We start from the raw sequence: 14,933 nt of genomic DNA, 5'->3' as shown, positions 1-14,933 counted from the left end.
GTGTCGGAACGGCTTGGGCGTCCCGGAGGAGGCGGACGGGGAAGAGGAGTCGAGGGCCGCGGTGCGCATCAAGGCTTGGAGTCGGAGAGGCGGGAGGTGGGCGGGCGGGAGACGGGGTCCTGCTGGCCAGCCTTGAGCCGCATGTCCGGCGAGTAGCTGAGGAGGATGCTGTTGAGGTTGAGCAGGAAGCAGGTGATGGGCTCGGCCCTCCCGCCCACGGGGCTCTCGCTGCTCGTGGCGGGCTTCCGGGGCTCGGGCAGGTTGGCCACCACCGCCTCGTTCTCGAGCAGCGGCTTGAGGGCGCTGCTCAGGCTCTCGCTGTCGAGGGAGATTCTCTCCGCGCTCTGCCACATCTCCGGCTTCACCCAGTAGAGATTCCCATCGGGCGCGTAGATGAGCAGGTCCGACTGGTCCACGACGCACTCCGCGCGAGCCTCGATGGGCGGGAACGTGGAGTCCTTGGGCTTCGGCTGGGCGATGACCCAGGAGTGTTTCTCGCTGGATACCAGGCCGGTGACTTCCACGACGGACGGGTTGGGCTGGGAGATGGCGATGGAGCCATCTCCGGTCTCCACCCGGAAGGTCATCTGGTCCGTCACGTTCTCCAGCTTGTCGGGAGACTGCGTGGGGACGCCCCACACCGAGAGCTTCGTGCTGAAGCCTTCCAGGATGGTCACGCTGTCGGGCTTGAAGAAGAAATACGAGTAAGGGCCTGCCATGCGCACCTCGGGAATGGGCCACGGGCCTTACGCCCGCGACGGGGAAGGAGCACGTCGGTCAATCCGTCACAGATAGCAGAGTCGCAGCGCCGACTCACACGCCTGGCGCAACGTCGCCCGAGCGTCCTCCAGGCGCCGTGCGTCCTGGTGCTCCAGGGCTGTCGACAGCGGCTGGGTGAGCGCGTCGGGGAGCCGCTGTTGATGGTGGGCGAGCAGCGCCCGCGCGTGCTCCAGGGCCTCGGTCAGCCGACCCTGCTCCAGCTCCACGGCGAGCAGGGGCCAGCGCGCCATCCACTGGAAGGGAAACACGAGCGAGAGGGGCTGCCACAGGCGCAGCGCCTCGGTGGCCTCCTCTCGCGAAAGCACGGTATCCCCGGCCCGCGAGGCCACCCACGCCCGGTGGGCATGCGCCGCGCCCTGGTAGTCGGCCATGCCGGAGCGCGTCGCCAGCTCGAGCGTGCGCGCCGTCGTCTCGCTCGCGGCGGACACCTGCCCGCGCAGCCGGAGGATGACGGTGAGATAGCTCAGACACCGCGTCTGCAACGTCACGTCACCCAACCGCTCCGCGCCCTTGAGCGCGTCCTCCATCCACGACTGGGCCTCATCCAGGGCGCCATGGAAGAGCAACACCATGGCGACCACGCACCGGGCTCCCGCGTGCTCCGCGTCCCCCTCTGCCTCCAACGCGGCTTCCGCGTAGGCCCGGGCGTGGGCCACGGTTTCCGTTGATGCTTGATAGCGCTCGCTGCGCAGTTGCATCTGTACCAGCGAGTTGAAGAAGCGCGCGCGTTGCAGCGGCGTGCCGTGGGCCCTCATCACCGGGCGCACGCCTTCCACCAGGGCCCGCATCTCGTCGAGCTGGGCCAGCCAGTAGTGGACGGTGATTCGCTCGCCCTGCAGTTGCACCCATTCATGCCACCAGGCGGCCTCGACCTGGCCCGGGGCGGAGGAGACGCTGTCGGGCATCGGACCCAGCTCGGCTTGAGCCTGGGCATAGACGCGCAGCGCTTCCTCGTTTTGATGGTGCGTCTGCAAGGACTTGCCCACCTTCCGCAGCACGTTGGCGCGACGGACGGGCTGGCTCTGCTCAATCCGTGCCAGGGCCTCCAGGAACGCTTGTCGCGCTTCCTCCTGCCGTCCGGTGAGCGCGAGCACCTCGCCCAATCCCTCCCAGACGGCGTCCAGGGCCACCGTGCTCGCGTCCGCGGCGGACGCATCCGCGTTCCGGGTGGACGCCGCGGCCTCGCGCACGGCGGACTCGTAGAAGGTGATGGCGTCGCCGTTGGCGTAGGCGGCGCGAGCCGAGTCTCCCGCGCGAGCGAACCACACGCTTGCGCGAGTCGGCACGCCGGCGCGAGACCAGTGGTGGGCCAGTGCCGCGGCCTGGGGCGTGAGGCCCCTCGGCGCCCCCGCCTCGCGCAGCTCCAGGCCCTGGGCGCAGCGGTGGTGCAGCACGCGACGCTGTTCGTCGGCGATGCGCGCGTAGGCGACCTCGCGCAGCTTGTCGTGGACGAAGCGCAGCCGGCCGCCGCCGGACTCCTCGAGGACCTGCCGACGGCGCAGCTCCTCCACCGCCTCCAGCCCCGCGCTCTCCGGCAGCGCGGCGGTGGCGAGCAGCAGCTCACCATCCAGCTCGCGCCCCAGCACCGACGCCACCTCCGCCAGCGCGCGCCCGTCCGCGCCCAGGTCGGACAGCCGGCGCTCGATGAGCTCGGCGATGCTGCCCGGCAGGGGCAGGGGACGGCTGCCCGCGGTGCCGCCTGCCTCGAAGAGCCACTCCCCGGACGGCGCGCGGAAGAGCAGCCCCGCGTCGATGGCGGCGCGCAGGTATTCGGCGATGAAGAAGGGGTTGCCGCTCGTCTCGCGCACCAGGGCGTCGACGAAGGGGCCGGGCACCTCGCGCAGCGCCAGCATGCCGCGCACCATCTTCCCCGCGCTGGTGGCGTCCAGCCGGCCCACTTCCACGCGCACCGCGTCCGGCGCGCCCACCACCGCGCGCAGCGCCGCGCCCATCTCGTCCATCCGGTACGTGCCGACGAGCAGCACGGGGCGCGATGCCAGGTGCCGCGCATCCAGCTCCAGGAGGAAGCTCAGCGTCAGCTCGTCCGCCCACTGGAGGTCGTCCAGCACGAGCAGCAACGGCTGCGCTTCCGCGAAGGCCCGGAGCGTCTCGCGCAGCGCGGCCAGCACCCGGGCGCGTGCCTCTGGAGCGGGCAGGGGCGGGGGCTCGGGTTGCTCTGGCTGGCCGGGGAGTTGGATGAGGGAAGGCTCATACGCGGCGAGCACGCGACCGCGCGGGCCGAGCAGGCGCTCCGCTTCGGCCGCGCCTCGCTCGTTGCACCGGTCCGCGACGGCCAGGAGCAGCGGACGCAGTGGGTGCAGGGGCGAGGCATGCAGGTCCGCGCCGCCCATGGCCACCGGGACGCACTCGCCCGTCACCACCGTCATGCGCCGCCAGCCAGCTTCCGACGCCAGCTCCAGCGCCAGCCGCGTCTTGCCCGCGCCGCTCTCTCCGCCCAGGAAGACGCGGCCTCCCTGGCCTCGCGCCGCCGAATCCAGCGCCTCCGTCAGCCGTCCCAGCTCTCCGCCGCGCCCGGCCAGGTCCGGGCGGTACAGGTAGGCCGGCGTCCGGGGCGTGGTGGCGGCGCCTTCCTCGCCTTCCTCCGCGCCGAGCGCCTCCAGCGCGGACGACACATCCTCCGCGTAACCGGGCCGCTCCTGGGGGCGCTTGGCGAGAAGCCGGAGCACCAGCGCGTCCAGCTCCGCGGGCATCCCCTCCACGCGCAGCGACGGAGGAACGGGCGTCAGATGCAGGTGCTGGTGCGGCAGCGGCCCCTCGCGGCCGGGAATGAAGGGGGGCCGTCCGGTGAGCTGCTCGTAGAGCATGCACCCCAGGGCGTAGAGGTCCGCGCGGGCGTCCACGTAGTCACCCCGGAGCTGCTCCGGGGCCATGTACGTGTCGCTCCCCACCACGGCGCCGCTCACCTCCAGCGTCTCCCGGCCCCGCGAGCCTCCGAAGCGCGCGGCGATGCCGAAGTCCACCAGCACCGGCGTCCCATCAGGACGCAGAAAGACGTTCTCCGGCTTCAGATCTCGATGCACCAGGCCGTTGGCGTGGAGGAAGGCCAGGGCCGAGCACAACCTCCGCATCAGGGTGAGCGTTGCGTTCAACCGGGACGCAGCCAGTGCGTCGGAAGAGGGGGCGCGAGTCGCCCCGCGGAGTGTCTGCCCCCGGAGCAGCTCCATGGCGTACCAGGGCAGTCCGTGTGCCACCCCCTCCGCGACGATGCGTACGACTCCGGGGTGTCTGAGGCGGCGCAACGCATGGATTTCCCGACGGATGCTGGCCAACGGCACCTCGGTGGCCGCACGCACCGTCTTGACGGCCACGGCCTCGCCGGTGGCCGGGTTCCACCCCCGGTAGACGACTCCCATGCCTCCCTGGCCGAGCACCTCGAGCAGCTCGTAGGGGCCGATTTTCGCTCCCACGCCGGGCAGCTCTGGGAGCATCACTGGTGCCGTCATAGGGGCTCCGAGCATAGCGACACCCCCTGGCACGTCCCATCTGCGTCGCATCTGGACGCAGCTGCGTTCCACTTGGACGCGGTTTCGGGCCTCCAGAGCCCCCCTCTCCAGTCAACCCCCTGAAAAGACGTGAAACGAGGTGTTGGCATGAACCGCGCATGGTGTTTCCGCGTGGCGTCGCGAGCAACCGGGCGCCCAGCCGTCAGCGAGGTTCGGGAACGCGGAAGGAGGGGCCGCTCCTTCCGCGTTCTTCATCTCCGCTACACTGCCTCCTTCCGAAGCGGCCCTTGGCGGGTACTCTCGGATGGCACCGGACGGAGGCGAGTGGATGCACGAGGAGATGCCGCAGCTCATGAGCGCGCTGCGGGGGGCGAAGGATTTCGAGACGGCCGCGGCCACCACCCTGAAGCGCATGTTGGCCGTAGCCCAGGACGCTGTTGCGTCCAGTCGGTACGCAGCCCGCGCCCGAGTGCTCCGAGGAATCGTCCACCTGCGCCCAGGCGAGGCTTATCGTCGCCTTGCCGCGCTCGATGTGGGAGCAACAGAGATTACGGATGCGAGTGTGGGGACCCCGTTCTTCACCTCGGCCACGGCGTGGCGCGCGGTGGTGGAGCACCGCTGCGCGGTGTCCATCGACGTCAACGTGGGCACGGTGCAGCCGCATGCGCCGGACGCGCCCGTGACGGGTGACCCGGGACTGGCGGGCTTCCACAGCAACGAGAGCCGCCAGCGCTTCCTGGGGCGCCATGCGACGCACGTCTGCGTGCTGCCGCTGCGCACGCCGGGCGGCAGCATCGAGGGGATGATTTCCCTGGAGGCTGATTGTCTGGCGGCGATGGGGCAGGAGTTCGTCTGGCGCGAAGCCGGCGAGCAGCTCCAGTTGCTCGCGGACGTGGCCTCGCCGTACCTCGCGGGGCTGCCGCAGCGTCCGGTGGCCACGCCGGAGGTGGACGAGTACCTGCCCGTGGTGGGCCGCTCCATGGCGGAGCTCCTGCCCATCCTGCGCGTCTTCGCGTTGCAGGATGAGACCATCCTCATCAGCGGCGCGACGGGCGCGGGCAAGTCGCGGCTGGCGCGCTGGTGCCACGAGCGCTCCAACCGTCGCGCCAAGCCCTTCGAGACGTTGGATTTGGTGACGGTGCCCGAGGACCTCCAGATGGCGGAGCTCTTCGGCTGGAAGAAGGGCGCCTTCACCGGTGCGGTGAGGGACGCGCCCGGCAGCGTGGCGCGCGCGGATGGCGGCACGCTGTTCATCGACGAAATCGACAAGCTGTCGCTGAAGGCTCAGGCGGGTCTGCTGCATCTGCTGGAGTCGCGCAGCTACCGGCCGTTGGGCGAGGGCACCGGCGAGCGACAGGCGGACGTGCGCTTCATCATCGGCACCAACGCGGACCTGCACGCGGAGGTGCGTGCGGGCCGCTTCCGCGAGGACCTCTACTACCGCGTCAACGTGCTGCCGGTGCGCATGCCGGCCTTGCAGGAGCGCCAGGACGAGATTCCGCTCTGGGCCCAGTACATGGTGAACCGGCGGCACCGCGAGCGCTCCCCCGAGGGCAACGCGCGCGTGACGCAGGACGCGGAGCGAATGCTGGTGGGCAGCTCGTGGCCGGGCAACCTGCGGCAGCTCGACAACATCGTCCGCCGCGCCTACACGCTGGCCATGGTGGAGCACGCCGTCTCCGGTGGAGAGCTGGTGCTCCACGAGAAGCACGTCGCGCGGGCGCTGGACTACGAGCAGGCGCCGGGCAGCAAGCCGCTGCCGGAAGCGCTGCGGGCCGCCGCGCAGGCGTTCGTCGCGGAGGCGCGGCGTCGCAACGCGCCTCTGGACCTGGACCTGGCGGATGCGTTCCGCGGGCTGGTGCTGGGCATGGCCATCCGGCAGGTGGGGCGGGACGACGGCTTCAAGCTGTTGGGCCGCGAGAGCCTGGTGAAGAACCGCAACCACCACAAGGCGCTCAAGCGCGAGCTGGAGAAGGTGGAGGCGCTCTACAAGGCCCTCGGTGAGGAGAGCTCGCCCTTCGCGGACCTCCTGTCCGAGGACGAGGCGGCCTGAGTCCGGCCAGTGGCCCGCGGTACAATCCTCGTCGAGAGGAGCCGTTGCTAGCTTCCGGGTCCACGATGCCCGGGGGTGAACCGTGAAGCTCCTCTCGAACAGCGCCATCGTCACGGGTGGCGCGCAGGGAATCGGTCTGGCTGTCGCCTCGCGCCTCATGCGCGAGGGCACCAGCGTGCTGGTTTTCGGACGAACGGAGACGAAGGTGGCGGACGCCGCCGAGCGCCTCAATCGCGAAGCGGAGGGGCGTGCTCGCGCCGTCCCCTTCGCCGGGGACGTGTGTCGGGCGGAGGACGTCGCGCGCGCCCACGCCTTCGCCACGGAGCAGTTGGGGCTGCCCGGCATCCTGGTGAACAACGCGGGCTCACTCTCCCTGACGCTGCTCGTGGACCTGCCCGAGGAGGAGCTGGACCGCGTGCTCGCGGTGAACCTGAAGGGGCCCTTCCTGATGCTGAAGACGTTCGCCCGCGCGCTCATCGCCGAGAAGCGCGCCGGCGCGGTGGTGAACATCACCTCTGTCTGCCAGGAGGTGGTGACGGAGGGGTTCGCTCACTACTCCGCCTCCAAGGCGGCGCTGGCCCAGCTGTCGCGGTCAGCGGCGCTGGAGCTGGGGCGCCATGGCATCCGCGTCAACGTCGTCGCGCCGGGCGCCACCCTCACGCCCGTGGCCGCCGCCTTCATCGACGAGCCGTCGGTGCGCCGCGAACTGCTCGCGCGCACCCCCCTGGGCCGCGCCCATGGGATGCCCGAGGACGTGGCCCGCGCCGTCACCTTCCTGTGCTCGGAGGAGTCCTCCTGGGTGACGGGAGAGAGCCTCTTCGTGGACGGTGGCAGTCACCTGCGGGGTCTGCACAGCTACTGGGACACGCTGAATCCGCCCCGGTAGCCACCGCCCGAAGCGGGGGCGATTCCCGTCGCGCCTCGCGCCAGCTCGTCACACACGAGCGCCTGGAGCCGGAAGGCCATGCGCGCCTCCTGGATGATTTCGCGCGCCTCGTCCTCTTCCAGCTCCAGCCCGTCGATGCGCGAGTGGAGCCGCACGCGGAACTCCGAGAGCTCCGTCGGCGTGGCCGTGCCGTGGAACAGCGTGCCGCGCGCGTCGTCCAGCTCGAAGGCGCTTGAGATGACCCGTGCGCGCTCCGGCGCGGCGAAGAAGTCCAGCACGCACCGCGCATAGACATGCGCCACGAGCAGATGCGGCGCATCCTCCGCCACCTCGCGCAGCCGCTCCGCGTGCAGGCGCGTCTCCACGCACGCGAAGGTCTCCGTGCGCGTCTCGCCGCAGAAGTAGGCCAGGTCTGCTTCCAGCGCGCTGGCGCGGCGCAGCTCCGGCATCAGCAGCACGGGCGTCAGCGCGGTGCGGGCCACGCGCGGCAGCACGCTCTCGAACGTCGCGTAGAGCACGTGGAGCTGGCGCAGGTAGCTGACGTAGTGCTGGGCCCGGACGAACTGGCCGTAGATGCCGTCCCAGCTGTCGACGAAGAGGGACTGGAGGAAGACGGAGCGCTCGGCCTGCTCGTGGGCCCGCGCCGTGCCTTCCGTGAGCAACACGGACAGGGGCGCCGCTGTCACACGAGGAGCCGCCGGGGCGGCCGCGTCCGCCTCGCTCTCGCTCAGTCGCCGCACGCGCGCGGACTGCTCCGTGCGCGACACCCTCAGGGTGCCGGTGGCGCTCACTGCTTCCACCCGCCCAGCAGCGAAGGCATCGACTCGGAATCGGACCCCTCGGCGTGGCCCTGCTCCGGCTCATCCAGGTTCTGCAGCGCCTCCGCCATCGTCAGGCCAATGGCGCGGAGGACCTCCTCCTCCACCCGAATCGTCACCGGACCCAGCGCCAGATGGATGTGACCACAGGTGCATCGCGTCACCTCGGCGCATGGCCCCCGCGCGAGCACTCTCTTGCCGCATCCCTGACCGAGCATCTCGTGTCTCCTTGATTTTGATTTTGATTATCGAAATCAATAAGATGATGCGCGAAACCCGCCCGGGAGTCAATCCCGAGAGGGCGCGGTGGGGTTACGGCGTGTCGGTGGGTGCCACTTCCGTGTCGGTGGGAGACGGTGGCGTGTCGTCGGTGGGGGACGGCGCCATTTCGTTGATGAGAGACGGTGGCGTGTCGTCGGTGGGAGACGCTTCCGGGTCGGGCCCGGCGCCGAGCGGCTGGCGTTGCTCGTCCCTGAGTCCGACGAGGACGCTGGAGCCGTTGGTGGCGGCGCGCAGCTCTCCGTAGCGCGCACGGGCGTAGTGGTCCGCGTGACCTTCCTGGAAGAAGAAGGACTCGGCACCCAGGCGTGTCCTGCCTTTGCGCGTGCGGTAGCTCAGCTTGAACTCGCCGGGGGCGAGGGGCTGGTCGGGGCTGTCCATGCGCACGAAGCGGCCGACGCCGTGTTCATCCAGCTTGAGCACGAGCAGGCCGGAGCTGGGGCCGTCGAGGCCGTCGACGTTGAGGGCGCGGGTGAGGGCGTAGTCGAGCACCATGTAGTCGCCCTGCATCAGCGAGCGAGGGTCTCGAGGGGCCAGCTCCAGCAGCACGGTCTGCCCGGTGGCGAGGACGTGCTCCTTCTGGGCGACGAGGCCGAGCGGAACGAGGAGCGCGAGCGCGAGTCCGACGAAGAAGAGGATTGAACGCATCAGCGTGCCTCCGCCGGCGTGGAGGCCGTGGGGTAGCGCCGTGTGAGGACCCATCTGAGCGCGAGCAGGACGAGCCCACTGCCGGCCAGCGCGATGGCCTTGGCCAGCAGGGTGAGGCCCAGGTCGTAGTAGTACCAGGCGCCCGAGGCGATGAGGAACGCGACGGCGATGCCGAGCAGGATGCTGCTGCGGCGATGGAAGCCGAGCGTGAGCAATCCGACGGCGGCGATGACCGCGGGCGTGTGCGGGGTGATGAGGGCCGTCACGGTGAGGGCGGCGAAGACAGCCGCGCCCGCGACGCCGGTGGGGTCCAGCTCCAGCTCCCTCATGACGTTCCAGGCGGTGAAGAGGGTGATGGTGGTGAGGCCCACGGTGAGGGCGGGGATGGGCAGGGCCGCGCGCTCGAAGAGGAAGGTGCCGATGACGTCGGGCAGGCCTCGCGCGAGGAGCACGAGCGGCAGTCCGCTCGCGAGCGCGAAGGCCGCGGGGCCGACGAGCGCGCCCCGGGGACCGGCGCTCAGGCGCGACTGGAAGAGGAAGAGGCCGTGCGCGAGCGCCGCGCACGCGAGGATGCCGAGGTCCAGTCCCACTCCGCCCAGCGCATCCCAGAGGATGAAGAGCGCGGCGCCAGCCATGTTGAACGTGGCGAGGAAGCGCATGACGGGGTCTGGGAAGGTGACGAGCAACGCCGCGCAGACGATGAAGTGCGCGACGGCGGGGATGATTTCGTCACGGGCCATGAAGGCGATGCCGCTGGTCGTCAGTCCCACGCCGGCCAGAGCCAGGGCGAGGGCGAGTTGCTCCAGGAAGGCACCCTGGCCCGAGCGTCGGAGGAAGGTGGCGCCGACGCACAGCAGGACGCCGAGGCAGAGGAGGGCGGCCTCTTCCTTGTAGAGGCCGGTGCAGCCGAAGAAGCTCAGCAGGAAGGCGGCGGACACCCAGGCACCGAAGCCGGCGAGGGCTTTGACGAACCAGGGTGTGGCGGTGCTGGAGCGCTGGTGGACCTCCAGGGTGGCGAGCGCGCGGGCCTCGGCGTGCTCGTCGAGCTGGTGCTCGCGTTGGAGTTCCTGGATGACGTGTCGCAGGGAGGGACGCAGGGACATGTCAGGACTCCTCGGTGGCGCCAGTGGCGCGGGCCTCGGCGCGCAGCCAGCTGACGGCGAGCGCGACCTGTCCGATGAGGACGAATGGAAGGATGAAGAGGGTGAGCTCGTCGGCATCCATGTCGACGATGAGGATGCGGCCCGCGACGGTGGTGATGAGCGTGATGAGGCTGAGCACGCCGATGGTGAGCAGGAACAGCTCACCGTGAAGGTGGCGGTGGAGCGCGTATTCGGCGGCGAAGGTCGCGACGAGCAGGAGCAGGGCGACGACGGCGCCGGAGCCGACTTCGGAGGGGATGACGATGAAGGCCTCCCCGGCGGCGAGCAGGGGAGCGGTGGTCATCGCCGCGAGCACGCGAGGCATCCACCGGTCCTGGAGCCAGGGGACGCGCAGGTTGGCGAAGTGTTCGTAGGTGGCCCAGGCGAAGCCGTTGAGGAGGCCGAGAGCCACCGCGAGCCAGGTGATGAGGCGATCCGTGTCTCCGAGGACCTGCTGTTGGAACAGGACGAGGCCGGTGTTGGCGAGGATGACGAGCAGCATCCACAGGGGTGGGAAGCGCGACATGGCGACCCACGGGAGGATGAGGACGGCCCACCCGATGAACAGCTCGTATGGGTCCGCGCCCGTCTGGTAGGCCTGTCCGTAGACGGCGAGCAGCGCGCCGACGAGGACGGAGGCGGCGAGCAGGCAGAGCTGGCCCGCGAGTCTGTCGCCGAGCTTGCGAGCGCCCAGCGCGGTGCCGGCGATGGCGGCGGCGATGAGGCCCAGCTTGCCGAAGCGGTGCAGGGCGGCCCAGTTGTAGGCGAAGAAGTAGATGACGCCGGAGAGCACCAGCAGCGCGCCGAGTCCCAGCAGCGTGGACGACACGAAGCGGCGCCAGGCTTCGGCGGGAGGCGACGCGGTGGACAGGTAGAGCGCGCGCTCCAGGTTGGATGGAGGGATGACTCTGGCGTCCGTGAGCGCGCGGAGGCGCTCGGGGGTCGCATCGAGGTCGAGCAGGTCTTTCGGCACGGTCGCGCAGTGTAGCCAAGACGCGGGCGTCACGGGGTGCCGCGCGGGTGGGTTGCGAGCCCCGTCGTGTCCACGAAGGCGCGTGGTAGGTTGCCCGCGTCGCGAGCAGTCGAGGTCGGGTGGTGCCGTTCGGGAGGGAGCGGAGTCCATGTCCCAGGTCTCGTCCGCCGTGCTTCGCGCCGTGGCGTGGTGGGTCTGCGTGTTGCTGGCCGGGTGCTCGACGACGAGCACGGGGCGGCACGAACGGTCGGGTCGCTACGAGCAGACGGTGGACTCGGCGACGAACGCATGTCTGCGAAATCCCGCCTGTTACACGCAGGTGGGAGACGATGCCGTGTTGCCGTGGCTGTCGCGCGCCGCTTCGGGGGCGCGGACGGTGGTCGCGCCGCTCCGGTTCCTGGAGGCGGCGGAGCTCGCCCAGGTCGAGGATATCCTCGTGGACTGCGCGAAGCGGGCCAACCTCGAGGTGAATGAGCGGATGCTGGGAGAAGGGAAGCGACCGACCCGGGAGTGGTGTGAGAAGGAGGTGCGACGCGATGCCAGGAACAACGTGGTGACGTGGGCGATGGAAATGGGGAGTGCCAAGCACGAGGTCGCGCTGGAATGTGCCCGTGCGCGATTGAGCGAGCGGTTCCCGGGGAGCTTCAGCGTGGAGCCTCGCTACTTCCGAGACCCGAAGACGGGCAGGCTGCGGTTGCTTGACCCCGAAGAGGTACGCCGCTGGCTTGATGAAGGCTTGTTCCATCTCTTGTCGGGAACGCTCGTTCCGGACATTGTCATCCATGCTTCGGGAAATCCCCTTTCCGTGCAGAGGGTCTACGACTTCAAATTCCCGTGTTCAGATTTGAGAGTGCCCGACTGGGGACGGACCTCTGCAACGGATGGTTCTGGAAGACGGCTCACGCAAGGGGAGTTGTACGATGCGGTCCTGACGCCAAGGCTGCGATCTGTCCACGTCTCACCGGGACACGGGATCACAAGATGAGTCCACGATACCCACGGATATGTTTGCCGTTCCTTGTTGAAACGGAGGATGAAGAGATCGTCATCCTGCGAGACAGCGTGAGCATCACCTTCTATGTGGACCGTAATCACAGCGAGATTTCGCAAGCAGTGAAGAAGTCGTTGTCCCACTATGAAGCCGCGATGGGACCCGAGTCGCTTGCCCTGTACGTTGATGATGAAGGTGACTGGCGAGAACTCGACGCGAAGGGTCGGGCGTTCGTTCAGGCAGAGTTCGAGGCACCGCTAGGCGCGCGCATCAGGCTGAGTGATGGCTCAACGTTGCTGAGTCATTCATTCAAGTATCGAGGAGAGTCCCCAATAGAGTCCTGGGGAGAGTCCGAGCAGCACCGGCCTATATCGTCGGTGGAGTTCTACCTGCCCACCGAATACTTGCTTGAACATGGAGCGGGCCGAGTTCGTGACCTCGCCATGGAGCTGGGTGCGGAACTGCCGTTTGTTTCGGGACACGCGGGACTGTCATTTCACATGGCTGCTTGGATGAGAGATAACACTCCTGTCGTTCGGGAACTGAGCCAACGCCACCCGGGCTTCGACCTCCCAGGAATAGACGAGCTCCGTCGCGTCATGGGTTCGAGAACCCGCGGGGCCTCCTGGCTCACCTTCCTGGGCCAACCCATCCTCGGAGGGCTGGGTGGTGTGGCGGGGCTGCGCGCTCAACTGAAATCTCCGGGCACCACCGTTCAGGAGATGTCGGGAGACCGAGCAGTGGTGTCCCTGGGTGAGTGGCCCGAAGCTGGAGACCTGGAGAATGGAGACACGTTGCCGCACTACCGTGAGCTGGCGCGTGTCCTCGAACCGTGGATGTACACCCACGGTGATGCCTACTGGGGGAACCTCACCCCAGAAGAAATCCGTCGCTGGGAGCGCCGCTTCCTTGATTGACTCGCGACCTTAAGGACACCGCCATGCACCACGTCGGACGCAGTCGCTACAGTCGATTCGTCGCTCGCTGCTTCCTCGTCCTCACCTGGGGCCTCGTGGGCACGGTCCACGCCCGCTCCGCGCAGTCCGCCGCTCCCGCCATGTCCTCCTCTTCCTCCGTCTCCATCCCCGGCCCCCAGGCGCTCGCGGCGCGGTGGGAGCAGGTCCACTCGAAGGCGCTCCCGGTGGCGCCGCTCGTCCGGCACCCCGACGTGGAGCAACACCTCAAGGCCCTCCAGGCCCGCGCTCCCGACTTGTTCCAACTGGAGGTCGCGGGGCACTCGGTGGAAGGGCGCGCGCTCTACCACGTCACCCTGGGCACCGGCCCGCGCCACATCCTCCTCTGGTCGCAGATGCACGGCGACGAGCCCACCGCGACCACCGCGCTGCTCGATTTCTTCGAGTATCTCCGCACGCATCGCCAGGAACCGTGGGTCGCGCGGCTGCTCTCCAGCCTCACCCTCCACGCCGTGCCCATGCTCAACCCCGACGGCGCCGAGCGCTTCCAGCGTCGCAATGCCCAGGGCATCGACATCAACCGGGACGCGCTTGCGCTCCAGACGCCCGAGGCCCGCACCCTCAAGTCCCTGCGCGACAAGTTCCAACCCTCCGTCGGCTTCAACCTCCACAACCAGAGCTGGCGTCACGCGGTGGGCGACACCGGTCGCCCCGCCTCCATCTCCCTGCTCGCCCCCGCCTTCGACCGCGCCCGGAGCGACAACCCCGGACGCATCCTCGCGAAGAAGGTCTGCGCGGTGATTCGAGACGCCGTGGAGACGCTCGCGCCCGGGCAGGTCGGCCGCTACGACGACTCCTTCGAGGTGCGTGCCTTCGGCGACAACATGACGCTCTGGGGAACGCCCACCGTCCTCATCGAGACCGGCGCGTGGCTGTCCCTGCCGCCAGACGAGCCCCTGGTCCGCCTCAACTTCGTCGCGCTCGCCACGGCCCTGGATGCCCTGGCGAATGGCCAGGCCGAAAAGGCCGACGTCTCCCGCTACGACTCCATCCCCGAGAACGAGAGCTCCGGCCTCGTCCACCTGCTGCTCAAGGGCGTCGGCATGTTCGGCGCGGACGGCAAGCCCTTCACGGGCGACGTGGGCATCGCCGTCAGTCGCGCCGTGCGCGGCCAGGGAAAGAAGCTCCTGCTCGCGCACGTGGGCAAGGTCGAGGAGTTGGGCGACCTGCGCATCCTCGGTGCGGTCGAGACCGTGGACGGCAAGGGACTCTTCGTCGTGCCGCTGACGGGCAAGGGCGCGAAGCCCGGGGACACGTACCGGCTCACCCGTCCCGCGAAGCAGTCCCTGTCACTGGGCCAGCGCGCGGACCTGATGCTCCTGAAGCCGCTGGAGGCGTCCGACACCTTCCGCATCGAACGCATCATCCGCTTCGACCCCTGAGCCGATCCGCTACGGAGCTTCCGCCTCCAGGAACGCCTTCAGCTCCGGAAGCACGCGCTCGGGGCGCTCCTGATGAGGGCTGTGCGCCGCGTCCACGCGCAGCAACCGCGCGCGCGGAAATCGCCGCAGGGCCTCCTCGGCGAGCGACAGGGGCAGGACGTCCTCACGCTCACCCCAGATGAGGAGCACGGGGACCTTCACTTCGGCCAGCCGCTCGCGGTGGTGGAACACGGGCCCCGTCAGGGGCACCAGTCGATTGAAGGCCCGCGTCGCCTCGTCACGTCCGCCAGGGGCCGCCACCAGCTCGTACTCCAGCTCCCCGAGCCGCATTCCCAAGGGCGTCGGCACCGGAGGCATCATCCGCGCCCAGGCCCAGGGCCCCAGGGAGCGCGCCAGTCGCTCCGGTCCCGCGCGGAAGAAGACGCGGGCCTTGCGCTCCAGCTCCGGACCCAGCCCCATGCTGTCCACGAGCACCAGCCGCTCCACCGGCACACGAGCCCGCAGGCTCAGCTCCAGCCCCACCAGCCCGCCCAGCGAGTGACC

Annotated in this window: 13 protein-coding genes; 5 read left to right on the top strand and 8 right to left on the bottom strand. The window is 69.5% G+C overall.

All coding sequences use genetic code 11. The annotated features are described in order from the left end of the window. Window positions 1-68: 68 nt before the first annotated feature. Window positions 69-719 carry a hypothetical protein gene (locus HR086_RS19440; protein ID WP_174461521.1) on the bottom strand — a complete coding sequence of 217 codons (651 nt, stop codon included), beginning with the start codon at window positions 717-719 and terminating at the stop codon, window positions 69-71. A 66-nt stretch (window positions 720-785) separates the two neighbouring features. Beyond that, window positions 786-4,244: a serine/threonine-protein kinase PknK gene (locus tag HR086_RS19435; RefSeq protein WP_174461520.1), complete on the bottom strand. Its 3,459-nt coding sequence runs from the start codon at window positions 4,242-4,244 to the stop codon at window positions 786-788. 328 nt (window positions 4,245-4,572) lie between these two features. Here HR086_RS19435 and HR086_RS19430 point away from each other — a divergent pair, with 328 nt between their 5' ends. Both HR086_RS19430 and HR086_RS19425 read left to right on the top strand, forming a co-directional pair. After that, the gene (locus tag HR086_RS19430; RefSeq protein WP_174453647.1) at window positions 4,573-6,297 is read left to right on the top strand and encodes a sigma-54 dependent transcriptional regulator; all 1,725 of its coding nucleotides are present in this window, start codon (window positions 4,573-4,575) and stop codon (window positions 6,295-6,297) included. Between the two features lie 82 nt (window positions 6,298-6,379). Next, window positions 6,380-7,183, top strand: coding sequence for an SDR family NAD(P)-dependent oxidoreductase (locus HR086_RS19425; protein ID WP_141647960.1), 804 nt, complete (start codon window positions 6,380-6,382; stop codon window positions 7,181-7,183). Here HR086_RS19425 and HR086_RS19420 read toward each other — a convergent pair. The 5 genes from HR086_RS19420 to HR086_RS19400 all read right to left on the bottom strand — a co-directional run bounded on the left by HR086_RS19420 (window position 7,153) and on the right by HR086_RS19400 (window position 11,043). Continuing rightward, window positions 7,153-7,974 carry a biliverdin-producing heme oxygenase gene (locus HR086_RS19420; RefSeq protein ID WP_174466350.1) on the bottom strand — a complete coding sequence of 274 codons (822 nt, stop codon included), beginning with the start codon at window positions 7,972-7,974 and terminating at the stop codon, window positions 7,153-7,155. The two genes, HR086_RS19425 and HR086_RS19420, sit on opposite strands and share 31 nt — an antisense overlap. Continuing rightward, window positions 7,971-8,219 (bottom strand): hypothetical protein, encoded by a 249-nt coding sequence (locus tag HR086_RS19415; RefSeq protein ID WP_174461519.1) that lies wholly within the window; start codon window positions 8,217-8,219, stop codon window positions 7,971-7,973. Before HR086_RS19415 ends, HR086_RS19420 begins: the two co-directional genes overlap by 4 nt. A 94-nt stretch (window positions 8,220-8,313) precedes the next feature. Then, window positions 8,314-8,928, bottom strand: coding sequence for a GDYXXLXY domain-containing protein (locus HR086_RS19410; RefSeq protein ID WP_141647963.1), 615 nt, complete (start codon window positions 8,926-8,928; stop codon window positions 8,314-8,316). Continuing rightward, window positions 8,928-10,031: a DUF4401 domain-containing protein gene (locus tag HR086_RS19405; RefSeq protein ID WP_174461518.1), complete on the bottom strand. Its 1,104-nt coding sequence runs from the start codon at window positions 10,029-10,031 to the stop codon at window positions 8,928-8,930. The genes HR086_RS19410 and HR086_RS19405 overlap by 1 nt, the downstream gene beginning before the upstream one ends. Before the next feature lies 1 nt (window position 10,032). Continuing rightward, window positions 10,033-11,043, bottom strand: a complete 1,011-nt coding sequence (locus HR086_RS19400; RefSeq protein ID WP_174466349.1) for a DUF2157 domain-containing protein — start codon at window positions 11,041-11,043, stop codon at window positions 10,033-10,035. A gap of 334 nt (window positions 11,044-11,377) precedes the next feature. Between HR086_RS19400 and HR086_RS19395 the strand changes: the two genes are divergently transcribed. Genes HR086_RS19395 through HR086_RS19385 form a run of 3 tightly spaced genes read left to right on the top strand, consistent with a single transcriptional unit; the run spans window position 11,378 to window position 14,390 of the window. Beyond that, window positions 11,378-12,028, top strand: coding sequence for a hypothetical protein (locus HR086_RS19395; RefSeq protein ID WP_174453098.1), 651 nt, complete (start codon window positions 11,378-11,380; stop codon window positions 12,026-12,028). Between the two features lie 23 nt (window positions 12,029-12,051). Then, window positions 12,052-12,951: a type VI immunity family protein gene (locus HR086_RS19390; RefSeq protein ID WP_174453099.1), complete on the top strand. Its 900-nt coding sequence runs from the start codon at window positions 12,052-12,054 to the stop codon at window positions 12,949-12,951. Between the two features lie 23 nt (window positions 12,952-12,974). Further along, the gene (locus HR086_RS19385; RefSeq protein WP_174453100.1) at window positions 12,975-14,390 is read left to right on the top strand and encodes a M14 metallopeptidase family protein; all 1,416 of its coding nucleotides are present in this window, start codon (window positions 12,975-12,977) and stop codon (window positions 14,388-14,390) included. Between the two features lie 9 nt (window positions 14,391-14,399). Here HR086_RS19385 and HR086_RS19380 read toward each other — a convergent pair. Next, window positions 14,400-14,933 (bottom strand): alpha/beta hydrolase (locus HR086_RS19380; protein WP_174466348.1); only part of this gene is annotated, 534 nt, incomplete at its 5' end.

Source organism: Myxococcus sp. CA039A (assembly GCF_013336645.1).
Taxonomy (GTDB): Bacteria; Myxococcota; Myxococcia; order Myxococcales; family Myxococcaceae; genus Myxococcus; species Myxococcus llanfairpwllgwyngyllgogerychwyrndrobwllllantysiliogogogochensis.
This window is presented reverse-complemented; position numbering and strand designations above follow the sequence as displayed.

Excerpts from the sequence above, each read along its gene's own strand:
- HR086_RS19440 (WP_174461521.1), bottom strand. The coding sequence starts at position 719 with ATGGCAGGCCCTTACTCGTATTTCTTCTTCAAGCCCGACAGCGTGACC.
- HR086_RS19435 (WP_174461520.1), bottom strand. The coding sequence starts at position 4,244 with ATGACGGCACCAGTGATGCTCCCAGAGCTGCCCGGCGTGGGAGCGAAA.
- HR086_RS19430 (WP_174453647.1), top strand. The coding sequence starts at position 4,573 with ATGCACGAGGAGATGCCGCAGCTCATGAGCGCGCTGCGGGGGGCGAAG.
- HR086_RS19415 (WP_174461519.1), bottom strand. The coding sequence starts at position 8,219 with ATGCTCGGTCAGGGATGCGGCAAGAGAGTGCTCGCGCGGGGGCCATGC.
- HR086_RS19410 (WP_141647963.1), bottom strand. The coding sequence starts at position 8,928 with ATGCGTTCAATCCTCTTCTTCGTCGGACTCGCGCTCGCGCTCCTCGTT.
- HR086_RS19405 (WP_174461518.1), bottom strand. The coding sequence starts at position 10,031 with ATGTCCCTGCGTCCCTCCCTGCGACACGTCATCCAGGAACTCCAACGC.
- HR086_RS19385 (WP_174453100.1), top strand. The coding sequence starts at position 12,975 with ATGCACCACGTCGGACGCAGTCGCTACAGTCGATTCGTCGCTCGCTGC.